This is a genomic window from Bradyrhizobium sp. Kon10 (genome assembly GCF_055807395.1).
In genome coordinates, this window is sequence record NZ_JBVVOZ010000013.1 from 187,293 (window position 1) to 211,367 (window position 24,075).

At 64.4% G+C, this 24,075-nt stretch carries 19 protein-coding genes and 1 pseudogene; 14 read left to right on the plus strand and 6 right to left on the minus strand.

Annotated features, from left to right (window positions below; genetic code table 11):
• The first annotated feature begins 224 nt into the window (after positions 1–224).
• Entirely contained in the window at positions 225–1,619 is a 1,395-nt protein-coding gene (locus AC0L2O_RS19925; RefSeq protein ID WP_473370913.1) for an MFS transporter, read from the plus strand.
• Between the two features lie 113 nt (positions 1,620–1,732).
• Positions 1,733–4,129 (plus strand): annotated as a pseudogene (locus AC0L2O_RS19930) (bifunctional diguanylate cyclase/phosphodiesterase); the annotation flags it as partial.
• Between the two features lie 9 nt (positions 4,130–4,138).
• Here AC0L2O_RS19930 and AC0L2O_RS19935 read toward each other — a convergent pair.
• The gene (locus AC0L2O_RS19935) at positions 4,139–4,573 is read right to left on the minus strand and encodes a hypothetical protein (protein ID WP_473370914.1); all 435 of its coding nucleotides are present in this window, start codon (positions 4,571–4,573) and stop codon (positions 4,139–4,141) included.
• Positions 4,574–4,653: 80 nt separating this feature from the next.
• Between AC0L2O_RS19935 and AC0L2O_RS19940 the strand changes: the two genes are divergently transcribed.
• Both AC0L2O_RS19940 and AC0L2O_RS19945 read left to right on the plus strand, forming a co-directional pair.
• Complete coding sequence (locus AC0L2O_RS19940) at positions 4,654–5,241, plus strand: hypothetical protein (RefSeq protein WP_473370893.1); 588 nt, start codon at positions 4,654–4,656, stop codon at positions 5,239–5,241.
• Positions 5,242–5,303: 62 nt separating this feature from the next.
• Entirely contained in the window at positions 5,304–5,903 is a 600-nt protein-coding gene (locus AC0L2O_RS19945) for a YdcF family protein (protein ID WP_473370894.1), read from the plus strand.
• A 13-nt stretch (positions 5,904–5,916) separates the two neighbouring features.
• Here AC0L2O_RS19945 and AC0L2O_RS19950 read toward each other — a convergent pair whose 3' ends face one another.
• Positions 5,917–7,260 carry an aminotransferase-like domain-containing protein gene (locus AC0L2O_RS19950; protein WP_473370895.1) on the minus strand — a complete coding sequence of 448 codons (1,344 nt, stop codon included), beginning with the start codon at positions 7,258–7,260 and terminating at the stop codon, positions 5,917–5,919.
• Positions 7,261–7,445: 185 nt separating this feature from the next.
• Between AC0L2O_RS19950 and AC0L2O_RS19955 the strand changes: the two genes are divergently transcribed.
• Positions 7,446–7,682 (plus strand): DUF1127 domain-containing protein, encoded by a 237-nt coding sequence (locus tag AC0L2O_RS19955; protein WP_369722641.1) that lies wholly within the window; start codon positions 7,446–7,448, stop codon positions 7,680–7,682.
• 69 nt (positions 7,683–7,751) lie between these two features.
• Here AC0L2O_RS19955 and AC0L2O_RS19960 read toward each other — a convergent pair whose 3' ends face one another.
• The 3 genes from AC0L2O_RS19960 to AC0L2O_RS19970 form a co-directional block, all read right to left on the minus strand.
• On the minus strand, positions 7,752–8,213 hold the full coding sequence (locus AC0L2O_RS19960; RefSeq protein ID WP_473370896.1) for a hypothetical protein: 462 nt from the start codon (positions 8,211–8,213) through the stop codon (positions 7,752–7,754).
• A gap of 141 nt (positions 8,214–8,354) precedes the next feature.
• Positions 8,355–8,780 carry a universal stress protein gene (locus tag AC0L2O_RS19965; protein ID WP_369722643.1) on the minus strand — a complete coding sequence of 142 codons (426 nt, stop codon included), beginning with the start codon at positions 8,778–8,780 and terminating at the stop codon, positions 8,355–8,357.
• Positions 8,781–8,830: 50 nt separating this feature from the next.
• Positions 8,831–9,367, minus strand: a complete 537-nt coding sequence (locus AC0L2O_RS19970) for a SixA phosphatase family protein (protein WP_473370897.1) — start codon at positions 9,365–9,367, stop codon at positions 8,831–8,833.
• A 95-nt stretch (positions 9,368–9,462) separates the two neighbouring features.
• Between AC0L2O_RS19970 and AC0L2O_RS19975 the strand changes: the two genes are divergently transcribed.
• From AC0L2O_RS19975 to AC0L2O_RS20015, 9 genes are all read left to right on the plus strand, one after another.
• A complete protein-coding gene (locus AC0L2O_RS19975) occupies positions 9,463–10,917 on the plus strand; it encodes an NAD(P)/FAD-dependent oxidoreductase (protein WP_473370898.1) in 1,455 nt (484 codons plus the stop codon).
• An 86-nt stretch (positions 10,918–11,003) separates the two neighbouring features.
• Positions 11,004–11,516 carry a peptide-methionine (R)-S-oxide reductase MsrB gene (msrB, locus tag AC0L2O_RS19980; RefSeq protein ID WP_473370899.1) on the plus strand — a complete coding sequence of 171 codons (513 nt, stop codon included), beginning with the start codon at positions 11,004–11,006 and terminating at the stop codon, positions 11,514–11,516.
• Between the two features lie 237 nt (positions 11,517–11,753).
• Positions 11,754–14,012: a flagellar hook-basal body complex protein gene (locus AC0L2O_RS19985; RefSeq protein WP_473370900.1), complete on the plus strand. Its 2,259-nt coding sequence runs from the start codon at positions 11,754–11,756 to the stop codon at positions 14,010–14,012.
• A 35-nt stretch (positions 14,013–14,047) separates the two neighbouring features.
• Positions 14,048–15,931, plus strand: coding sequence for a flagellar hook-associated protein FlgK (gene flgK, locus AC0L2O_RS19990; RefSeq protein WP_473370901.1), 1,884 nt, complete (start codon positions 14,048–14,050; stop codon positions 15,929–15,931).
• A 31-nt stretch (positions 15,932–15,962) separates the two neighbouring features.
• Positions 15,963–17,876, plus strand: a complete 1,914-nt coding sequence (locus tag AC0L2O_RS19995; RefSeq protein WP_473370902.1) for a flagellar protein — start codon at positions 15,963–15,965, stop codon at positions 17,874–17,876.
• Between the two features lie 72 nt (positions 17,877–17,948).
• Positions 17,949–18,731, plus strand: coding sequence for a hypothetical protein (locus tag AC0L2O_RS20000; protein ID WP_473370903.1), 783 nt, complete (start codon positions 17,949–17,951; stop codon positions 18,729–18,731).
• Positions 18,721–20,358, plus strand: a complete 1,638-nt coding sequence (locus tag AC0L2O_RS20005) for a hypothetical protein (protein WP_473370904.1) — start codon at positions 18,721–18,723, stop codon at positions 20,356–20,358. Before AC0L2O_RS20000 ends, AC0L2O_RS20005 begins: the two co-directional genes overlap by 11 nt.
• Position 20,359: 1 nt before the next feature.
• A complete protein-coding gene (locus tag AC0L2O_RS20010) occupies positions 20,360–21,613 on the plus strand; it encodes an ATP-grasp domain-containing protein (protein WP_473370905.1) in 1,254 nt (417 codons plus the stop codon).
• Entirely contained in the window at positions 21,610–23,109 is a 1,500-nt protein-coding gene (locus tag AC0L2O_RS20015; RefSeq protein WP_473370906.1) for a pyridoxal phosphate-dependent decarboxylase family protein, read from the plus strand. The genes AC0L2O_RS20010 and AC0L2O_RS20015 overlap by 4 nt, the downstream gene beginning before the upstream one ends.
• 84 nt (positions 23,110–23,193) lie before the next feature.
• On the opposite strand, the gene flbT is transcribed toward AC0L2O_RS20015, so the two are convergent.
• Positions 23,194–23,619, minus strand: coding sequence for a flagellar biosynthesis repressor FlbT (gene flbT / locus AC0L2O_RS20020; protein WP_473370907.1), 426 nt, complete (start codon positions 23,617–23,619; stop codon positions 23,194–23,196).
• Positions 23,620–24,075 lie beyond the last annotated feature (456 nt).

Sequence of the window (24,075 nt, forward strand, 5' to 3'; positions counted from 1 at the left end):
AGATGTGAGGCTCAACCCGAAGCAATCTCTTGCCGTTCCCATGCCCGACGCGCGGACGCGGCTTGCACGTCGCGCAGAGCGAGAGCCTTCGATGCTTTCAGCTGCAGGATGCGATGCTCTGCGGCGACGCTTCGATCAGAACCGAAGCATGGAACGCAACGGAAGCCTAATGGCAGCGTTCACCCGCGAACATGAGGTGGATCATGCCGGCAGAATCTTTTCAGATGCAATCCTTTCCGAAAGCGTGGAACGCGCGGAGTACGCAAGCTGCGCCCGCGCTGATGCTAACTGCCATGAGCCTCGGTTATGGCGTGGTGCAACTCGACGTCACCATCGTCAACACTGCGCTCGATGCGATGGGCAAGACGCTCGGCGGCGGTGTCGCGGAGCTGCAATGGGTGGTCAGCGCCTACACCATCGCGTTTGCCGCCTTCATCCTGACGGCGGGCGCGCTCGGCGACCGCATCGGCGCCAAGCGCGTCTTCATGGCGGGCTTCGCCATCTTCACGGCGGCATCGCTCGGCTGTGCATTGTCGCCCAATGCCGTCGTGCTGGTCAGCGCGCGGTTGGTCCAGGGCCTGGCCGCGGCGATCCTGGTGCCGAACTCGCTGGCGCTGCTGAACCATGCCTATGCGGACGACCGTGAGCGCGGCCGCGCCGTCGCGGTCTGGGCCGCGGGCGCTAGCTTGGCGCTGACCGCGGGTCCGTTCGTCGGCGGCGCCCTGATCACCCTAGTCGGGTGGCGCGCGATCTTTCTGGTCAATCTTCCGATCGGCCTGGCCGGGCTGTGGTTGAGCTGGCGTTATGCGAGCGAGACGACGCGCGCGCCCTCGCGGGAGATCGATCTGCCCGGCCAGCTCGCTGCGATCGGCGCGCTTGGGGCGCTCGCGGGCGCGATCATCGAGGGGGGCGCGCTTGGCTGGCGGCATCCGCTCGTGCTCTCGGGCTTGGTGGCGTCTGCCGTGCTGGCCGCGCTGTTCGTCTGGCGGGAAAACCGCACGGCCCAGCCGATGCTGCCCTTGTCGCTGTTCGGCCACCGGCTGTTTACCCTCACCACCATCGTCGGGCTTCTGGTCAATGTCGCGATCTACGGCCTGATCTTCGTGCTCAGCCTGTACTTCCAGAGGATCAACGGCCTGTCGGCATGGTGGACCGGGCTCGCCTTCGTGCCGATGATGGGCGCGGTGCTGCCGATCAACCTGCTGGCGCCGCGCCTGGCCGAGCGTATCGGGGCGTGCCCGACCATCGTGGTCGGCGCCTGCGTGTCGGCGCTCGGTTGCCTCGGCTTGCTCTGGATCGGGGCCGGAACCAGCTATTGGACGATCTGCGCGCAGATGATCGCGATCAGCGGCGGACTGGGTTTGCTGGTGCCGCCCTTGACCTCGACTTTGCTCGGCAGCGTCGAGAAGGCGCGCTCGGGCATCGCCGCCGGCGTATTGAACGCGACGCGCCAAACCGGCAGCGTGCTCGGCGTTGCGCTGTTCGGATCTCTGATCGGGAGCCAAGGCGCGTTCATGCAGGGCCTGCATCTCTCGCTGGCGATTTCGGCCGCCGTGCTGCTGCTGGCCGCTGCGGTGATCGGGTTCGGTGCGCGAACCGGAGATGAACACGAAGGTTGAGCAATATGAATAACGTCACAAATGCTCTGTTCACCATACCCAGAACCGCCGCATAGCTGGTTACCGACTGTCCACCTCTGCCGGTTTTAGTGCGGGTGGAACAGGGGCCGGCAATGTATCAAGTTCTCTACTGTCTCACCGATCAGCATGACTGGCGCCTGGTCGTGCTCGGAGGCGCAGTGTGCCTGCTGGCCAGCGCGGCGGCAATCAGCCTGTTTCACAGGGCGCGTGCGACGCAGGGACCGGGGCGGCTGGTCTGGATCTCCTTGGATGCCGTCGTCAGCGGCTGCGGCATCTGGGCGACGCACTTCATCGCGATGCTCGCCTATGGGCCGGGCAACTCTGGTGCCTACAACATTCCTGTGACCGTCCTCTCTTTGATCTTCGCGATCTCCGTCACCTTCGTGGGACTGAGCATCGCAGTGTCGTCCTTGCGGGCGTCATGGGTGCTGCTCGGCGGTGCCATTGTAGGCGGCGGCGTCGCTGCGATGCATTACACCGGCATGGCGGCGCTGGAGATTTCGGCACGCGTGAACTGGGTCGAAGGCACAGTCATCGCTTCGGTGCTGTTTGGCGTTGTCTTTGGGGCGCTCGCTCTATTCGTCGCTGCGCGACGCGATGACCGCGTCCATGCACTTACCGCGACTGGCCTTCTGACGATCGCCATCGTCACGCATCATTTCACCGCGATGGGCGCCGTGCTGCTGACTCCGGACCCGTCGCTCGCAATTAGCGGGCGGTCGATCCCGCCGGCCTCGATGTCGTTTCTGACCGCCAGCGCCGCAGTCGCGATCATTGCGATCGCGCTGGTTGCGGCGCTGCTCGACCGCCGGGCCAAGGGTGAATTGGGACGCCAGCAGATCGTGCTCGACACCGCGCTACAGAACATGTCGCAGGGGCTGTGCATGTTCGACGCGGAAGGCAAGATCATCCTGTTCAATGAGCGCTATGCGTCGATGTTCCGCCGCTCGCAGATGCAGCTCACTGGCCGCCCGCTCGTGGACGTGTTGAGGGAGGAGCAGGCGAACGGTCAGTGGACAGGTGATCCCGATCAGTTCTTCGCGCGGCTCGTGGCGGACGCGCGCGATGGACGCACCACGACCGACGTCGTGGAGCGGTTCGGCTGCTCGATCCGCGTCGTCAACCAGCCGATGCAGGGCGGCGGTTGGGTCGCAACCTTCGAGGACATCACCGAGTGGCTGGAGGCGCAGGCGAAGATCTCGCACATGGCTCGCCATGACGCGCTGACCAATCTGCCGAATCGCGTGCTGTTTCACGAGGAGCTCGAGCAGGGACTGCGCCGGGCGGGTTCGAACGACCAGCTCGCGGTGCTCTGCCTCGATCTCGATCGTTTCAAGGACATCAACGACTCCCTCGGACATCCGATGGGCGATGCACTGCTGAAGGAAGTCGGCGCCAGGCTGACGGCCACCGTCGGAGAGCACGACACCGTGGCGCGGCTCGGCGGTGACGAGTTCGCCGTGGTCCAGATCGGCCGCTCTGAGGAAGCTGCCGCGGGAGCTCTTGCTGGCCGACTTGTTGAAGCGATCTCCGCCCCCTACGAGATCGACGACCATCACATCGTGATCGGCGTCTCGATCGGCATTTCACTGTCGCCGCAGGATGCCAGCAATCCGGACGAACTGTTGAAGAACGCCGACCTCGCGCTGTACCGCGCTAAGGCGGACGGCCGCGGTACCTATCGGTTCTTCGAGACCGGCATGGATGCGCGGGCGCAGGCGCGACGCCTGTTGGAAATGGATATGCGCGCGGCGCTGCGGTGCGACGAGTTCCAAGTCTACTATCAACCGATCCGCGATGTCGCGAGCGATCGCGTTGTCGTTTTCGAGGCGCTATTGCGCTGGAATCATCCGCAACGCGGGCTGATCTCGCCCATCAATTTCATTCCGCTGGCGGAGGAGACCGGCCTTATCGTTCAGCTTGGCGAATTCGTGCTGCGCAACGCCTGCGCGGATGCGGCAACCTGGCCGGACGATGTCGATGTCGCCGTCAACCTGTCGCCGGTTCAGTTCAAGAGTCCGAACCTGATCGCAATCGTGACCGAGGCATTGGAGGGATCGGGCCTCGCGGCGCGCCGTCTCGAGCTCGAGATCACGGAATCCGTATTGCTTCAGAACAGCGAGGCGACGCTGACCACCCTGCATGAGCTGCGCGGTATGGGCGTGCGGATCTCGCTCGACGATTTCGGGACAGGCTATTCGTCGCTGAGCTATCTGCGCAGCTTCCCGTTCGATAAGATCAAGATCGACCGCTCGTTCGTATCCGAGCTTGCGACCCGTCAGGATTCCATGGCGATCATCCGCGCCGTAACCGGTCTCGGCCGAAGCCTCGGCATCGTCACGACGGCGGAGGGTGTTGAGACCGACGCGCAGCTCGAACTTCTGCGGCGGGAAGGCTGCACCCAGGTCCAAGGCTTTCTGTTCAGCATGCCACGGCCAGCTTCCGAAGTGGTGTTTATGCTGGAACGCCCGCGACTGCGCGCTTTGGCCTATGACGATCTAGCCCCGCCGCAGCGCGAAATGCGCGCCGCAGAATGCCATCACCGCACCAAGGCACAGCGCGGCAAGGCCGGCGAGCACGCCGGAGATGGTCGGGATCGGGCTTGGCGCCGAGGCCGCTTGTCCTGCGCCTGCGAGCAGGAGCACGCCGACCGCGATCAGGAACTGCCGCATTCGCTGCGGAATCTGCCCGGAGACGGCGCTCTGCATCAATGTCGCCGTGAAGTAGCCGCCGGTGAAGCCGACCGTTGCGATCAGCCACCAGGCGATCGCCGCGCCGGTCGGCATGAGCTCGTGTGTATCGGATCGCCACAGACCGCCCAGGTCGAGCCCATAGCGTGCGCCCAGCATGTGCACCGCGAGCGCGAGCAGCACGCCGGCGATGACGGCGGCGCCGAGAATCAGGCGGCGCGGAAAAAAGGTCGTCTCGGCCATCCCTCGCTTGTAGGATGGGCGAGGGCGATTGCGCAAGCCGATCGAGAACGGGATTGGCGCGCACGGGATTGATGATCGAAATGCAGGATTCGGAAGCTGAGGCCGCTCCAGCCACCAGCTACGCCTATAAGGCGTCGCTGATCGGCTCGGCGCATCGCTTCGAGTTGACCGATGAGGGCCTGTCCTGGCATATCGCCGGCCGTTCGGGCGTGTGGCGCTACGACGAGATCAGTGCGATCCGGCTGTCGTTCCGCCCCGTCTCGATGCAGCAGCACCGGTTTCGCGCCGATGTCAGCCGTGCGGGCGGTGGCCGCATCGCGATCCTGTCGACGAGCTGGCAGACCGCGGCGCTGATGGCGCCGCAGGACAGCGGGTTTCGCGATTTCCTTGTCGAGCTGCACGCGCGGATGGCGACGGCCGGCAGCCGCGCCGAGTTGACCGCGGGCCTTGGCCGCAAAACCTATGCGGCCGTGCTCGCATTCCTGGCGGTGCTGGCGGTGGCGATGACGGGACTGTTGATCCGCGCACTGATGATCGGCGAGTTCGCCGGCGTGCTGTTCATCATCGGATTTGCCGCCCTGTTTGCCTGGCAGGTCGGCGGGTTCGTGCGGCGCAACCGGCCGCAGAGCTACAGCTTCGAGCGCGTGCCGAGGTCCTTGTTGCCTTAGGTGCAATCGGTCGCAATCAAACGTGACTTCGCGCGCCTGCGCGGATATCGCATCGTGCTGCCATGTCCCTCCTCGATCGCAGTACTCGCCTGCCTACGGCGGATGAGATAACCAGGATCAACCGGACGCATTTGATCGACACGCCGCTCCGGCCGGCCGACCTGTTGTTCTTGTTCGGCACCCGCGAGGACGTTGCGCTGCGCGTCGACACCGCGCTGGGGCTGTGGCGCGCGGGCTATTTCCGCTGGTCGATTGTCAGTGGCGGCGTGACCCCGGGCTCGGAGCAATCCGAATGCACCATCATCAAGGCGGCGATGGTTGCCGCAGGTGTTCCCGCGGACCGCATTCTCGAGGAACATCGCGCGATGAACACCGGCGAGAACGTGATCTTCTCGCTGCCAATCATCGATGCCGCGCTGGGATTGCAAAATGTCCGCAGCGTGATCTGCCTCGGCAACACCTGGACCGCGCGACGTTATCCGATGACGCTGCATCGGCACTGGCCGGAGGTCGAGAAGATGCTGCTCACCGTCGACAGCTTCGCGACACCGCGCGAGCGCTGGCACACGGACCCCGAATTTCGTCGGCGAATCCTGCACGAATGGGACAAGATCGAGTCGTACAAGGCGAGGGGCTTTATCGCGGAGTGGCCGGGGCGCTGATCGACACATCTTCCTACTCCGTCGAGTCGAAATCCTCTTCCTTGGTGCCGAGCAGCGACACGATCGTGCGCAGGCCGGAATCGAACTGCTCGAGCGAGGGCGGGGCGAGCGCGAGGCGGACCGCGTTCGGCGCATGACCATGCGCGATTGCAAAAGTGGAGGACGGCGTCAGCGCGATGCCGCGACGGGCTGCGGCGGCAACAAAAGTCTGCGAGCGCCAATGCGTCGGCAGCGTCAGCCAGAGATGATAGGAGCGCGGATCGGCCGAGAGCTGGTAGCCGGCGAGCAGCCTTGCCGCAGTCTGCTGGCGCCGCGCGGCATCGATGCGTTTCAGCCGCGTCAGTTCGGCGACGGTCCCGTCGGCCATCAGTCGCTGCCCGGACGCGATCGCGTGGCCCGAGGCGATCCAGCCGCCGGTCCGCACTGCGCTCATCACGCTCTCGCGCAGACGCGGCGGCGCGACCAGGATGCCGAGCGCAATGCCCGGTGCGACCTTCTTGGACAGGCTGTCGATCACGATGCACCGATCAGGCCCGAGCGCGGCCAGCGGGGTGTCGTCGGCGAGGAAACCGTAGACGGCGTCCTCGATGATGGTGAGATCGAGCTTTTCGGCGACACGCATGATGTCGGCGCGTCGTGTCGCGTTCATGGTGACGCCGAGCGGGTTCTGGATGATGGGCTGGAGATACAGCGCCGACAGATGCGCCTCGCGGTGCGCCTTCTGGATCGCGTCGGGCCGCACGCCGTATTCGTCCATCGGGATTGGAACGAGCGTCACGCCGAGCCGCGCGGCGATGCTCTTGATGTAGGGGTAGGTCAGCGCCTCCACGCCGCAGCGGCCGCCGGTGGGAACGAGGGCGACGAGCGCGGCCGCAAGCGATTGCTTGCCATTGGCGGTGAAGACGATCTGCTCGGCCTGCGGTGTGAAATCCCTGCGTGCGAGATAGGCGGCGGCGGCATTGCGCGCGCTCTTGGTGCCGGTGCTGATCGAGACGCGCAACGCGGATTCGAGCGCGTCGACGCGCTCGAGCCCGGCGAGGCTCTTGGCGATCATCGCCCATTGCTGTGGCAGCAGCGGGTAATTGACCTCGAAATTGATGCGCGCATCGCGCGGCTCGCTCACGGCTTCGACTTCGCGCCTGATGTCGCCTGAGATGAAGGTGCCGCGGCCGACCTCGCCGACCACGAGGCCGCGGCGGAGCAACTCCGTATAGACCCGGCTCGCGGTCGAGACCGCAATGCCACGATCATAGGCAAAATTACGCTGCGGCGGCAGCCGGTCGCCGGCCCTTAACGTACCGTTAGAGATATCCGAGGCAATGGCATCGGCAAGCTTCACGTACTCGAACTTGGACATTATTGCACCGAGAGCAATGTTTCACTTGCTCCGAGTAGTGTACTGGAGCATTTAAGTTCCATCAAGGTCCGCGATTGAGCCGAGGGGAGCGAGAGCAATCCGACGGCAAATGAGGTGCAGGCGCTCACAGCGCGTGCGCCAACGGCATTCCCTTCGCCGCGTGGACAGAAGGCCGGAGAAGAACAATGACCACGATCTCGCAAACTTCGGGGCGGAGTTTACGCCCATCCTCGTCGGGCGGATTTTTTCGCACCTTCGCCAACGTCGCCTATGCGCTGTTCGACCGCCTCGATCAGCGCTCGGCGATCAAGACGCTGAACGAGCTCGACGACCGCGCCTTGCGCGACATCGGGATCACGCGCAGCCAGATCGAGGACGCGGTCTACGGGCAGTTCAAAGCCGAACTGACGCGGTATCTGTAAGCGACTTCCACGCGCATCGCGCCTGACAGGTCCAGGCGCGATGACCTCTCAACAGATGTGCGGGCAGGATCAGGCCAGCGCGGCCTGGCCGCACATGCTGCCATAAGCTCGATCGTCCTCGGACTGATCGGAGTGGCGAGGTCTCGCTGGAGCCCCGCGCTGGCGCCGATGCCGGGCATCGCGCCGCTGCATGCGTCCAACGAGGCTGCCGGCGAGAGAGGCGATCCGCTCCGACGCCTGCTTGACGACGAACAGGATCGTCGTGATGCGACTGAGTACGCCGAGCAGGAACAGCACCGAGAAAATATCGATATAGGCGAGGAAATCGCCGACCAGTATCAGCTCCGGTGGAATCGGAATGCTGTGATAGTAGGCCGCGATAAGGATGACGACGGGGATGAAGGCAATGACCTTCCGCACCGTCAGCCTGTCCAGCAACGCGGCGAGTTGCACGACCAGCACCTCCCATAGCGCATCGCCGATCGCAAGCGGGACCTCGTAGGTCCATCTCCGCCACCAGTGCTTCACCATATTGCTCCGAGTTTGAGTGCCTGTCCGCTGGTTCTGTAGCCCGGATGGAGCGAAGCGTAATCCGGGATTCTCGCCGACAGATTCGCCGGTCCCAGACTGCGCTTCGCTCCATCCGGGCTACGGTGGAGAATGCTGTTGCGCTCAGTGCCTGACCACCAGCACCGAGCACTTGGCGTAACGCACCACATGCCCTGCGTTGGAGCCGAGGAAATAGGTGCGCATCGCCGGCCGGTGCGAGGTCATCACGATCAGATCGGCCTTCATGTGAACGGCCTCCTCGAGGATCTCGTGATAGATGCCGCCCTGGCGCACCACGCTGGAAATCCGCGCGGCGTCGATGCCGGATTCACGTGCGACGATGGCGAGCGCCTCTTCCGAGGTCTGGCGCTGCTGCTCGTCGAAATCCGCAGGCACGTATTCGGCCAGCATCACCGGCGTCATCGGCAGTACATTGAGCAGGCGCACCGTGCCGCTCCAGGTCTCGGACAGCGTTGCCGCGGTCGCGATCGCCGGTTTGGCGAGATCAGTGTCGGCGAGGTCGATGGGCACGAGGATGGACTTGAACATCTGCGCCTCCAAATCTTCCAATCAGGACGTCTTGCCGGCACGTCGCGCGATCATCCCAGTCGAAGCAGCTTGGGGCTGACGAACAGCACCAGTTTGCCGCGGCGGTAGGCCACGTCACCCCAATCCTTCACGTCAAAGTCGAAGATCGCAAGCCCCGCCGTGGGCAGGTTGTCGGCGAGCGCCTTCGCGCCGGCCGGATCGCCGCTGCCGATCAGCATCAGCGCCGCCTCATGCATGCCGGGATTGTGGCCAACCAGCAGCAATTGCCGGGGATTGGCCGGGATGGTTGCAGTGCGAATGGCTTTCAGGATCTGCGCGGGGTCGGCCCCGTAGAGTTCCGGCAGGATCTCGACCTGCGGCGCGGCGACGCGGTCCTTCATCGCCTCCCAGGCGATGTCCCAGGTCTGCCGGGCGCGGACGGCGTGCGACACCAGCACGGTTTCGGGGACCGGTGGATGACCGGCGATCCAGTCGCCGATCTCTGCGGCATCCCTCTGGCCACGCTCGTCGAGCCGCCGGTCCTGGTCGCGGCCGCTTGGCGCGTCAGTCTCGGTCTTGGCGTGACGCAGCAGCATCAAACGGCGCATGGCATTCTCGAATCGTTACGCGTCCAGAATAATCTACAGGCGCCGGTTGAGGGCAAGGTGACAAGGGCCTGCACGGTCCTCTAAGAAGAAACGACATGAGCGAGACTTTCACAAGCGTGTCCCAGGAAGAAGCCGGCTTTCGAGACCGCACCCGGCTGTCGTTCGATCTCGACGCCGACATCTGCGTGATCGGGGCCGGGCTGGCCGGGCTGTCTATCGCCCTGCAGGCGGCCCGGCTCGGGGCCAGCGTCGCCGTGCTCGAGGGCCGGCATATCGGCTGGAACGCCTCCGGCAACCAGCTCGGCACGGTGATGCCGGGCTTTGCGCTGCCGCTCACCGATCTGATCGAGCGCATCGGGTTCGAGCACGCGCGTGAATTATGGACCCTGTCGAAGGAGGGCGCCGAGTTCGTCCGCGCCAACGCCACGGAAGAGAACATGCCGGGCATCGGCCCGAGCAATGGCGTGCTGGAAGTATCCAACGTCGATGCCGGCGACCGGCTGATCAGCCGGTTGCAGATGCTCAATGAGGATTTCGACACCGAGGTCGAGGGCTGGCAGGCCGATCGTGTCCGCACGGTGCTCAAGACCGATCATTACTTCCACGGCGTCTATTATCCCAAGGCATTCCAGCTCGATGGCCGCAAATATGTGCACGGCCTCGCGGCGCTGGCCCGGCGGGCCGGTGCGCGCATCTTCGAGGACACGCCAGTCGTCAGCATCGATTATTCCGGCATCCGCAAGCGCATCGTCACGCCCTCGGCCCGGCTGCGTGCGACCCACATCGTGCTCGCCGGCAACATCCATCTCGGCGCGCCGCTGAAGCGGCTGTCGCAGACGCTGCTGCCGGTCTGGCGCTATGCCGGAATCACCGCGCCGCTCGGTGAGCGCGTCAACGAGATCATCGCCTTCAAGGGATCGGTGATGGATTCCGACGGCATCGACCATTTCCGTATCGTCGATGGTGACCGGCTGATGTGGCAAAGCCCGGAGACGACCTGGGCGGCACGGCCGCAGCGGTTTGCAGGTAGCGTCAAGCGCAGAATCCGCACGATCTTCCCCCAGCTTGGCAGTGTCGAGATCACCGATACCTTCGGCGGCGCCACCGGCCAGACCGTGCACGGCATGCCGCAGATCGGCCAATTGCGCAAAGGCCTGTGGGTGGCGAGCGGGTTCGGCCGCCAGGGCATGAACACGTCCGCCATGGCCGGGCAGCTGATCGCACGCAGCATCCTGGCGGGCGACGAGCGCTGGCGGCTGTTCTCGCCATTCGAGCTGGTCTGGGCGGGCGGAGCGACTGGACGGGTTGCGGGCCAGCTGGTCGGACTCTGGGGCAGGGCGAGTTCCGCCGCCGCGGGCTCGCTCGCCCGTTACCGCGAGCGGGCACGGGTCAAGGACAGGGAACGCGAGGCGCGGCTGGCCGAAGCCAACCGGGCTGCCGGCACCGGGCCGCGGCGTCCGCCGCCCGGGGTTCGGCCGCGGCTGCGGCCAGCGCGGCGGACGGGTGAGGGCGAGGAACCCGTCTCGCAAGACCAGGGCGTCTCGCAATAAGTTGAGAAAAATCCCGCCTGGACGTGTAACGTCCACGGCTAGAGCCCGTATCTCAGGGCGTGGATTTCCTGCGCACGGAGAATGAGATGTTTGACCGCCGCATCCTTTTGACGACTGTCGCCGGCCTGTTTGGCCTCTCAGCCTTTCGCTGGCTGAGAGGCACTCCGGCTCTGGCTGGCGAGAAGGGCGCCGAGAAGTTCGAGATCGAGAAGACCGACGCCGAGTGGCGCGCCCAGCTCACGCCGCAGCAATATGAGATCCTGCGCAAGGAGGGCACCGAGCGGCCGGGCTCCAGCCCCCTGCTGAAGGAGCATCGCAAGGGCGTGTTCGCCTGTGCAGGCTGCGACCTGCCGCTGTTTGCCTCGGACACCAAGTTCGAGAGCGGCACGGGGTGGCCGAGCTTCTACCAGCCGATCGAGGGCAATGTCGGCAAGACCGAGGATCGCACGTTCGGCATGCTCCGCACCGAGGTGCATTGCCGCCGCTGCGGCGGCCATCTCGGCCACGTCTTCGACGACGGTCCGAAGCCGACTGGGCTGCGCTACTGCATCGACGGTTTCGGATTGGTTTTCCACCCGGCCACGGCCTCGGCGACGTAAGCTCTTTTAATTGGCGCGTTGTCTTCACGCTAACCGCTAGCGACTTCGCTCGAAAACGCGATTGGATCCGGCAATTGTTGCCGGCCCGGCAATTGTGCCCCGGTCATCAGACCGGGGCCTTTGCATTTAAGCTGTTGATTTGATTGAACTCCCCGCATTGGCATAGCCCTTGCGAAGTCTCCTCCGAATGCGGCCATTGGTCTGCCGGCCGCCGAGATCGGATCTGGAGACAAAGTTATGGGTATCTTCGATGCAATGAACACCTCGGTGGGTGGCCTGCAGGCGCAGTCCTACGCGCTTCAGAACATTTCCGGTAACATCGCGAACTCATCCACAACCGCTTACAAGGGCATCGGGACCAGCTTCCAGGATCTTATTCCCGACGCCTCCGTGCCGAGCAAGCAGGTGGCCGGCGGGGTCACCGCGCATGCGCAGGCGACCATCACCACGCAAGGCACGATCTCGGCCTCCAGCGTCGCCACCAACATGGCGATTACCGGCGACGGCTTCTTCTCGGTGCAGAAGGCGACCGGCGTCGTCGACAACGTGCCCGTGTTCGACGGCGTCGCCTATTACAGCCGCCGCGGCGACTTCCAGGTCAACGCCAACGGTAATCTCGTCAACGGCGCCGGCTATTATCTGATGGGCGTCGCGGTCGACCCGAAGACCGGCAACCCAACCGGTAACGTGCCGACGGTGCTGCAATTCCAGAACAATTTCGTCCCAGCGCAGGCGACGTCGTCCATCCAGTATGCAGCGAATCTGCCGACCCAGCCGAACACGCCGGCGAGCTCGACGGGGGCGAGTGGTTCGTTGCTCGCGGCCGGTGGACTGAATCCATCCGACTTCAAAAACAACCCGTTGATATTTGGCACGCCCCCCGCGCCCTATGTGAGCGTGGCGGTCCCCGGCTCGGCTGCTACCGGTAACTTGCGGTCAGTCTATACGTCGACCACCGCGGTGGGGACTGTTGCGTTTCAGGACAGCGCGTTGGCCTCAGCCAACAGTGGCACGTCCCTCGATACCGGAACGATCCCCCATCTTGACCTCAGCTCGCTCATTGGTCAGACGCTGACGGTTAACGGCAACACCATACAATTCAACAACACCACCGTCATCTCGCTTGGCACAAGCTCCACGATCGGCCTCGGCGCAGGCACGGGCGCGAAGGTGTCAGACGTCCTGAGTGCGATAGCGTCAGCCGCCGGCATCCCCGCCGGCAACGTGACTATGACGGCCAGTGGAAATATCCAGATCGCAACCGGCACCACCACCGATGTGCCAGTCCTCAGCAGCCAGGCCGCAACCACGCTGGGCCTCAGCACTGTGACGCGCGGCGGCAATGTTCTGTCCAATCCTGCGATCACGGGCACAACGTTGCTGAGCGGTGCTGCGACCGCCGGCGGTCCGGAAGTCCTCTCAACGGGCTTTCAGGCGGGCGATACGATTACGGTCGACGGCAAACCACTGCTCTTCATGGCGTCGGGTGCCGCCGGGCAGAACCAGATCAACGTCACCGATGACATCAACACCCTGCTGGGCAAGATCGACGTACTTAGCGGTGCGAACGGATCCTCGATCAGCCCCAGCGGGGTGATTACACTGAACACGGGCAAGATCAATGACCTGACAGTATCAGTGTCTGGCTCGGCCACCGCCAATGCGGCGTTCGCCGCACTTGGCTTCACGGCAGCCATCTCCAAGAACCGCGGCGGCGGCGGTGGCACTGGCCAAGGCACTGTGACCGGCGCCGAAGTTGCCACCTTCACCAAAGAATCGATCAGCGGCGGCGCCGTGACCGCTTACAATGCCTCCGGCACGCCGGTAAATCTGCAACTTCGATGGGCCAAGACCGACAGTGCCTCGCTGGCTGGTGGGGGGCACGCCGACACCTGGAACCTGTTTTATCAAACCGACCCGAACGCGACCGGCGCGCAGACCGCCTGGGTCAATGCCGGCCAGGCCTTCACCTTTGCCAGCGATGGCTCGCTGAGCTCGCCGAGCGGCTCGGGCATCACAATCCCTAATGTCAGCGTCAGCGGGCAATCGCTCGGCTCGGTCGCCTTCAACATCTCGTCGGGCGGCCTGACGCAATATGCGAGCACCAGCGGTGCGGTCACCATCAACACCATCACGCAGAACGGCTACGCCGCCGGTCAGCTCCGCTCGGTCGCCGTCAACAATAACGGCATCGTGGTCGGCACCTTCTCCAACGGCCAGAACCTCGATCTCGCGCAGGTGTCGCTGTCGCACTTCAACGGCACCAATTACCTGAAGGCGCTCGATGGCGGCGCCTATGCGGTGACCGACCAGTCGGGTCCGGCGATCGCGGGCGCTTCGGGCACCATCAGCGGTTCGTCGCTGGAGGGATCCAATACCGACATCGCCGACGAATTCACCAAGCTGATTGTGACCCAGCAGGCCTATTCGGCCAATACCAAGGTGATCACGACCGCAAATTCGATGGTCCAGGATCTCCTGAACGTGTTGCGCTGATTGGCGCGTAACGTAACCAAAGGCGGCAAGTCCCCATGGGTTTGAGTTCAGCCCTTGCCAGTGCGATGAGCGGTCTGCGTGCCAACCAGGCGGCGCTGTCGATCGTCTCGTCGAACGTCGCGAATTCGCAGACGCCGGGTTATGTCGCCCAGACGCCAAACCAGATCGAGGTCACCACGGGTGATTTCGGATCCACGGTGGTCACGACCGGGGTCAGCCGGGAGCTCGACTCCTTCGTGCAGAACCAGCTCCGCACCGAGACCGGCGGCAGCGGCTATGCCGACCAGATGGCCAACATCCTGAAGCAGCTTCAGAATGTCTATGGCACGCCCGGAAACAGCGGCACGCTCGAAACAGCGCTGAACAATTTCACCAGCTCGCTCCAGGCGTTGTCGACCAGCGCGGGCTCGTCGTCGGCGCAGACGGTTGCGCTCGGTGCGGCACAGGCACTGGCGACACAGCTCAACGTCACCACCAAGGGCATCCAGTCGCTGCGCTCCAACGTCGAGCAGGATCTCAACACCTCGGCACAGCAGGCCAACGCGGCGATGAACACGATCGCCGACATCAACACCAAGCTCCAGGGACTGTCTTCGAGTGATCCGTCCGCGGCAACACTGATGGATCAGCGCGACCAGGCCATCAACTCGCTGTCGAAATTTGTCGACGTTCGCGTCACCACCGATGGATCGAACCAGGCCAACGTCTATACCATCACGGGCATCCAGCTAGTCGGCGCGGGGCTCGCCTCGCAATTCACATTCGCTTCCGCCGGTGCACTCACGGCGACCTCGCTCTACAATTCCGATCCGGCCAAGTCCGGCGTCGGCGCGTTCAACATCAAGCTTCCGAACGGCGCTCAGGTCGACGTCGTCGCCAACAACGTGGTGTCCTCCGGCCAGATCGCGGCGGATCTGAAGTTGCGCGACCAGACGCTGGTGCAGGCACAAACCCAGGTCGATCAGCTCGCCGCGACGATGTCGAGCGCGCTCTCCGACAAAACCACGGCCGGCGGCGCGATCGCAGGTCCACCCGCGGGTTTCCAAATCGATCTCGCCGGCGTCGCACCGGGCAATACAGCCAACATCACCTACACCGACACGACGACCAACACGCAGCGCCAGATCACGCTGGTCAATGTGACCGACCCGGCGGCGCTGCCGATTCAGAACGCCACCAACGCCAACCCCGTGCAGGTCGGGGTCAATTTTTCGGGTGGCATGGCCGCGATTGCGGCGTCCCTCAACAACGCGCTTGCCGGCACGCACCTGACTTTCTCCGCGGCGCCGCTGCCTGCGACTGCCACAAGCTTGCAGGTCACGGACGACGGTACCGGCCTCGCGAAGGTCAACTCGTCCACGATCACCAAGACGATCTCGTCGCTCACCTCGGGCAGTCCGCAACTGCCGCTGTTCACCGATGGTGGTCAGGCGCTCTATACCGGCGCGATCACGGCATCGGGTTCGCAGATGACCGGCCTTGCCGGCCGCATCGCCGTGAACACGCAGCTCACCAACGATCCGACCCGGCTGTCGGTCTACAGCACCTCGCCGGTGACCCCGGCAGGCGACACCACGCGCTCTGACTTCCTCTACTCGCAGCTCACCTCGACGGTGTTTTCCTATTCGCCGCAGTCCGGCCTCGGCTCGGCGAGTCAGCCGTTCAGCGGCAGCGTCTCGAACTTCCTCCAGCAGTTCCTGAGCGTCCAGAGCAACGCATCGACCCAGGCGACCCAGCTCCAGCAGGGCCAGAGCGTCGTGGTCTCGACGCTCCAGGCCAAGTTCAACTCGACCTCCAGCGTCAACCTGGACTCGGAGATGTCGAACCTGATCCAGCTTCAGAACGCCTACGCAGCCAACGCCCATCTCATGTCGGTGGTGCAAAGCATGATGACCACGCTGCTCCAGGCTCAAGGGTAACCACGCTTATCAAGTGTAAGGGCGCCGCAACATGTCCATCAGCAGCATCAATTACGGTTCGTCGGTCCTCGGCGCGCAGATCCGCAACGTCAATCAGCAGCTCACCGACCTCTCGACGCAGCTCTCGACCGGCAAGCTGTCGCAGAACTATTCGGGTATGGGCACCAACGAAGGCTTTGCGATCGCGTCGCGCTCGCAATTATCGAACATCGCCGCCTATACCGACACGATGACCAACGTGAACGTCAACATCAACCTCGCCAATACGGCGCTGCAGTCGCTGACGACGATCCGCAACACCGTGCAGACGGGTTCGGCCACCTCCTCGCAGGATCTCAACGTCAACGGCCAAACGGTGGCGCAGAACACCGCCGCCGCCCAGTTCGGCTCGATGGTCGGCGTTCTCAACACCCAAGCCGGCAACCGCTATCTGTTCTCCGGAACCGCGGTCGGCACGCAGTCCGTCGCCGATGCCGGCGACATCATCAACGGCACCACGACTCAGGCGGGATTCAAGACCGTCATGGCGGAGCGCCAGGCCGCCGACCTCGGCGCCAACGGCATGGGGCGGCTGTTGCAGACGCAGCCGACCACGACTTCCGTGCAGGTGGCGGAAGACAGCGCGACATCGCCATTCGGGCTGAAGATCTCCGCGGTCTCCTCGACGCTGGCCAACGCCACGGCCACCGGCCCGAGCGGCTCGCCGGTCGCTTTCTCGGTCGGCTTTGGCGCTACGCCTCCCAACAATGGCGACAAGTTCAGTGTCCAGTTCTCGTTGCCGGACGGCTCGACCGAGCAGATCAATCTGACCGGGACGACGGCGTCGCCGGTGCCGGCCGGCAGTTTTGCGATAGACATCGGTAATCCCAGTGCCATTCCGCCGATTCTCCCGAACCCGGTCACCACCGCGACGAACTTCAACACCGCGCTGAACATGGCAATCAAGAAGCTCGCCGGCACCTCGCTGGTGGCTGCGTCCGCAGTCACGGCGGGCGACAATTTTTTCAATACCGTGGGCTCTGCCACCGGGAGCGTGGCTGCCGTGAATCAGGCGGCCACGCCGGCTCCGGCCACCGGAGCGACAATGTTGTTCGGCACCAATCCCTCCGATTCGATTTCGCCGGGCTTTGCTGCCAACGATACCATCACGGTCAACGGCACCAAGCTCACCTTCGTTAATTCGGGCGCCACCGGCAATCAGCTGAATGTCAACGACAGTATTCAGACCTTGCTCGGCAAGATCGATCAGATCACAGGGACTTCGAAGCCCTCGACCATCCATGGCGGCGTGATCACTATCAACACTGACGATCCCGGGAGCCTCAACGTTTCGAGCTCGAACAGCGCGGCGTTCGCGAAGCTCGGCTTCACGTCATCCCCGGTCACGGCGGCAAAGGCCCCGCTGCGCGTCGATACGAGCAGCTCCCCCGCGAGCTCGGCGACGACACTGGTGAACGGTTCGGCCAATACCGTGAAATGGTACACCGGCAATGACGGGCCCGGGTCGGCGCGCTCGACGGCTGTGGCACGGGTCGACGATTCCGTCACGGTGCAATATGGCGCGCAGGCCGACGAGGCTGCGATCCGCCGCCAGTTGCAGGCGATTGCCGTGTACGGCACGTTCTCGACGTCGCCGACCGGGCAATATTCCGGCGCCCAGGTGACGGCGCTGAGCCTGCGCACCACTCAGGCGCTGACGCCGCAGCCCGGGCAACAGCGCGTCGAGGACATCCAGACCGATATCGCGATGGCCCAGAACACGATGAAGGACGCGACCACGCGCCAGACCCAGGCCAAGGCGCAGCTTCAGACCATCATCGATCAGGCGGAATCGGCTTCTCCCGACCAGGTCGCGAGCGAAATCCTGTCGCTCCAGAACGCGCTCCAGGCGTCCTACCAGACTACCTCCAATCTCGCGCAGCTCTCGCTCGTCAAGTACCTGTAAGGGCGCATTAAGGCGCCGTTAACCATGCCTGTTTACCTCTTGGTGAGGATTTGAACGGGGGCGGAGCCGTCGATGTCGGACAAGGTGCAACTGGTGGTGGCCACGCCGTGTTTCGGCGGGCAGGTGTCGAGCATTTACGCGAGCTCGATCTTCGCGCTCCAGCGCGCCGTGCACGGCATGTCCAATCTCGAGCTCAAGGTGCACTTGCGGGACGGCGATGCGCTGATCACGCGCGCAAGGGCCAATCTGGTCACACTGTTCCTGGACGATCCCAAGGCCACGCATTTCCTGTTCATCGATGCCGATATCGGGTTCAAGCCCGAGCAGGTGTTTCGGCTGATCGAATCCGGGGCTGATGTCGTCGCCGGGTGCTATCCGATCAAGCGGGTCAACTGGGACAAGGCGAAGCGGGCGATCCAGTCCGGCCGAGCCGACGTACCGGCGGCCTCGCTCGATTACGTGCTCGAGATCGAGGACCCCGACCGCATCGTGGTGGTCAACGGCTTCACCCGCGTGCGCTACGCCGGCACCGGCTTCCTGATGATCCGCCGCCAGGCGCTGGAGGCGATGTGCCGCCATCCGAACTATGCGGGCTTGCAGTTCTTCCGCGAGCATTCGCATGACACGCTGGCGACGAGCCAGAATCGGTTCGCATTGTTCGAATGCATGATCGATCCGGCCACGGGCACCTACCTGTCGGAAGACTTCGCCTTCTGCAAGCGCTGGACCGACATCGGCGGCGAGATCTGGGCCGATATCCAGAGTTCGCTCGACCATGTCGGCCCTTCGGTGTTCCACGGCGACATCACCTCGCAATTCGCGCCGGCAGCCGCGGTTGCAGCCGATGCGGCGTGAGCCTTTCGGGATGAGCGCCGGCGCATCCCGTTTGTCAGACACCGAGCGAGCGTCCGACGGCGGCTCGCGCTACCGCCTGCGCGATCTCTTCACACCGCTGGATACGCTGCTGGTGTCCGGCGGAGACCAGCGGCTCGCGCTCGACCCGAAACATCGCGTCAACGCCTATGGCTGCGCGCCGTCGCCCGCGCCGGATCTCTGGAATTTCGCCTCGTCGACCGCATCGCCGATCTCGCAGGCTGCCTATGATCGCGCCGCGCTGGCGCGCGAGGAGTTGGTCCACAAATCCTTGTTCGACGAGGTCGAAATTGCCTTCGACAGGCGCTGCGAGGATATGCGTGACGAATTGCGCGGCCACCTCCAGCTTCCGCCGCGCGTCGAGATCGTCTTCTCGCCGTCCGGCACCGACTCCCAGCTTCACGCGCTGTTTCTGGCGCGCGCCGCACTCGGTGCGCTGCCGGTGACGATCGTGGTCGGTGCCGACCAGACCGAAAACGGCACCGCGCATACCGCGCGCGGCCGCCATTTCGGCACGATGACGGCGAGCGGCTTCGCGGTGCGCAAGGACAGCGCAGTTGCGGGCCTCGCGGGCGAAAGCATCGCGGTACCGCTGCTCGATGCCGCGTCCGACATCGGAATGCGTCCAGATGCGGATGCCGCGGTGTTGCGCGCGGTCGAAACCGCGATCGCGCAGGGCGCGCCCGTGCTGCTCCAGATCATGGATTCGTCAAAACTGGGATGGCGCGCGCCGAGTGCCGCCTGCCTCGACGAGATCGCGCGGCGCTGGCCCCGCAAGGTCCAAATCGTGGTCGACGCCTGCCAGGCGCGACTCGGGCGGCGGAGGCTGCGCGCCTATCTCGACCGCGGCGACATGGTGCTGATCACCGGCTCGAAGTTTTTCGGCGGCCCGGCGTTCAGCGGCGCGCTGCTGGTGCCAAAAGGATTGTCGCGGTCGCTTGACCGCGTTGGTGAGATCGCGCCGGGCTTCGTCGACTATGCCGGCCGCAGCGACTGGCCGATGGCATGGCCGGCGCTGCGCTCGCGCTTCGAGCGCCGGCCGAATTTCGGTCAATGGCTGCGCTGGGAGGCGGCGCTCGCGGACATCGGCGGTTATTATGCGGCGCCGGGAGCATTCCGCGCCAAGGCAATTGCCGAGCTTGCTGCCGGTATCGACAGCATGATCGCGTTGTCGCCGTCGCTTGGGGCCGTATCGACCGCGTTCGACAAGGCCGGCGTGGATGACGAGGAATTCGCCCAGTCCACGATCTTTCCATTCACGCTGCTGCGCAACGGCAAGCCGGCCTCCATCGCCGACACCAGCGCCGTGCATCGCGCGCTGGCGCGCGACATGAACGAAGAGATTGGCGGCAGCGCGGCAGACCGGAAGGTCGCCGCGCAGCGCTGCCTGCTCGGCCAGCCGGTTCGGCTCGATCGGCCCGATCATGCGCCGCAAGCCGCGCTGCGGCTATGCGTCGGCGCACGGCTCGTGACGGAAGCCTGGTCGGCGGACGAATCGCAAGCGCAACGCAATCTTCATCAGGTACTCGATCGGATCGCCCACGTCCTGGTGAAGGTCGAATTTCTGCTCGACCGCATATCGCCGGATAGTTCTGTCCTCGGGATTTGAAATGCAACATCCAGTTCAATCTCCGATCTCAACCGCGGAGGCCCAGTATGCCGATCGGATCGGCTTTGCGCAGTTGACGCGGCAGGCTTTCGAGGGCGTGGATCTGCACCCGTTGCGCGATCATCTCTTTGCCAGGATTTCCGAAGGCGCGGCGCACGCGGGCGAGGGACTCGATCTGTCGCTGATCGTCCAGCTCCTCGGCGACAAACAGGCGGGGCTTGCCATCCAGGCCGAGGTGCTCACCTTCCATCGGCTGTTTCGTTCGCCCTGCGCGGTCGAGAAGTCGCGCCTGCGCGTGCTCGCGCTCGCGGCCGCGATCGACATGGGCGGCAATACGCCGATCGAGTTTCTGCTCGAGCAGTCCGACATCGAGCTGTTGACGCTCTATGTGGTCGATCGCGTCGGTCTGCCCGAGCAGCTGCCCGATCACGACGTCGCCATCGTCGTCGCGTCCGATTCCGAAGAATGCCGCGAGGCGCTTGCCCTGATCGAGAAGGCCGCGCCGTATTGGCCGCGGCCGCTGCTTAATCGCCCGGGTCTCATCGGCAACCTCGACCGCGACAAGCTGTATCGGCTGCTGATGGGCATTCAAGGTCTCGAGATTCCCGCGACCATTCACGCCACGCGTGCTCAGCTGGCGGATCTCTCCGCGGGCCGGATCGCTTGCAAGGACATCGCAAGCGAACTGCGCTTTCCAATGATCGCGCGGCCGCGCGGCACGCATGCCGGCGTCGGGCTGGCGAAGCTCGACGATGCGACGGCGCTCGCTACCTATCTCCTCGAGCGTGAAGAGCGGGACTTCTTCGTCGCGCGCTTCGTTGACTATGTGAGCCCCGACGGGCTCTACCGCAAATATCGCCTCGCCATGGTCGATGGCAAGCCTTACGCCTGCCACATGGCGATCGCCGAGCGCTGGGACATCTGGTATCTCAACGCCTACATGGCGTTCAGCGAGGAGAAGCGTGCTGAAGAGGCCGTCTTCATGCTCGACTTCGATCAAGCATTCGCGGCGCGCCACAAAAGCGCGCTCGACGAGATGAGCAGGCGCGTCGGCCTGGATTATTTCATCGTCGATTGCGCCGAGAACAGGGATGGCGAGCTGCTGGTGTTCGAGGCTGATAACACCGCGGTGGTGCACAACATGGACTCACCTTTGGTGTTTCCGTACAAGCCGCCGCAGATGCGCAAGATCTTCGCCGCGTTCACGGCGATGCTGGCGCGCCATGCGAAAGTCGGCGAGGGGAGCGCGTCATGAACGAGATCGTCCGCAACACGCAAGCAGCCGCCACCGGCACCTCGCTCGACCCGCAGGACTGGATGGAGTTTCGCGTGCTCGCCCATCGTATGCTGGATGAAACGATCGATGGCATCGCCAATGTCCGCGCGCGGCCGGTCTGGCAGCCGATTCCCGACGAGGTTCGCGCGGCGGTTCGGGCCGACGTGCCGCACGAGGCCACCGATCTGGCCGAGGTCTATCGTGAATTCTCCGAGCACGTCGCGCCTTACGCGACCGGCAACGTCCATCCTGGCTTCATGGGCTGGGTGCATGGCGGCGGCACGGCGGTGGGCATGCTCGCGGAGATGCTCGCAGCGGGCCTCAACGCCAATCTCGGCGGACGCGATCACATGCCGATCGAGGTCGAGCGCCAGATCGTCGACTGGATGCGGCGCTTGTTCGTCTTTCCGCAAGGCGCGAGCGGCATCTTCGTCACGGGCACGTCGATGGCCAATCTGATGGCGGTGCTGGTCGCGCGCACCAATGCGCTGGGGGCGCTGGTGCGACAGCACGGCATCGGCAACGATGGCGCGCTGCTCACGGCCTATGCGTCGAAAGCGGCGCATGGCTGCATCTCCAGGGCGATGGACATTGCCGGATTCGGCACCGACGCGCTGCGCAAGATCGACGTCGATGCCGATCATCGCATCGATGTCGCCGCGCTGCGCACGCAGATCGCGATTGATCGTGAGGTTGGCTTCAAGCCGTTCCTGGTCGCGGCATCTGCCGGCACGGTGGACATCGGCGCGATCGATGATCTCAGGGCGGTCGCGGATTTGTGCCGTGAAGAGGGAATCTGGTTTCACGTCGACGGCGCCTTCGGCGCGCTCGCGATCCTTTCGCCCGAGCTCGCACCGCTGCTCGCCGGCATCGAGCTTGCGGATTCGATCGCGCTCGACTTCCACAAATGGGGGCAGGTGCCTTACGATGCCGGCTTCCTCCTGGTGCGCGACGGCGAACGGCATCGGCAGGCCTTTGCGCAGCCGGCGGCCTATCTCCAGCGCGAGGCGCGGGGACTTGCGGCCGGCGCGGTCTGGCCCTGCGATCTCGGACCGGATTTGTCGCGCGGCTTCCGCGCGCTGAAGACCTGGTTCACGCTGAAGACCTTCGGCACCGACCGGCTGGGCCAGGTGATCACGCGGAGCTGCGCGCTGGCGAAATATCTCGAAGCGCGCGTGCTCGCAGAACCCCGGCTGGAATTGCTCGCGCCCGTCAATCTCAACATCGTCTGCTTCCGCTACCGCGCGAACGATGCGGTCAATCGCGAGATCGTCGCCGATATTCAGGAGTCCGGTATCGCCGCGCCGTCTGGCACGACGCTGGACGGCAAATTCGCGATCCGCGCCGCGATCGTCAATCATCGCACCGAGGAGACCGATATCGACGCGCTGCTGGCAGCCGTGCTCGAGTTCGGCGCGCGGCGGACGGACGGCGGCCTGATCGAAGTCGAGGCGCCGCCACTCGCGGCGCAGTGAGACCGACGTCGCTCGAAACGAAAACGGCCCCGGAGTTCATCCGGGGCCGTGGTCGTTTGGGCCGATTGTGGAACCTGCCAGGGATCAGGCAGCCGAGCTGACGTCCGCCTTCGGATGCGTCGCCTCGTACTGATCGCGCAGCTTCTCTTCATAGGCGATCAGCTTGCGGGCATCCTTCAGGGCCCGGTAGAGATCGCCGCTCATGATGTGGTTGTTGATGCCCGAGATGATCGGCCAGGCGCTCGGCACGGCGGTGACGATGTCGCGCACCAGGTTGAAATAGGTGCCATGCTGGGTCTGCGGATCCGGCGAGATGTACATGAGCTGGACCGCGAGATAGACCAGCTTGGCCGGCGTATCGGCCGTTTCCGGCGTGAGGATGTCGCGCTCGCGCAGGATCGGCACGTTCTCGCCGTCGATCAGCAGGCGGGCGCGCTGGTCGGTGTTGGTGATGACGCAATTGCCGACAATGATGCGTTCGTGCGGTTTGAGCTCGACCTTGAGAGCCATGCCTGTTCTCCATCAACCCTTTTGTAACGAGCGGTGCGCGTGTCGCGTCAAGGACAACTGCCTGCTCCGATTTGGGTCCAATCCTTGCCCAATGTGGTTAACGGGTCGTAAACATCGGCCGTCGCGCCAAAAGAAGAAACAACTTCAGCATCTTGCGTAAGGGCGAGGGCGAGGCTCGAAAGTTGGCCGGAGCGCATTTTGGGCGCGACGCGGACAAACCGGCGGTTTCATTTCACGGATTGTTAGAGGCTTGGACGCACCGTGCGGCCCGTCGTTTGATCGATCTTGGTCAGACAGGACGCGTAGCTACCAGAAAGGTAACAGTATGTCCGGTATCGTTCTCTCCTCCTCGGTTCGTCAGAACCTGCTCTCCCTCCAGTCCACCGCCGACCTGCTCGCCACCACCCAGTCCCGTTTGTCGACTGGCAAGAAGGTGAACTCGGCGCTCGACAATCC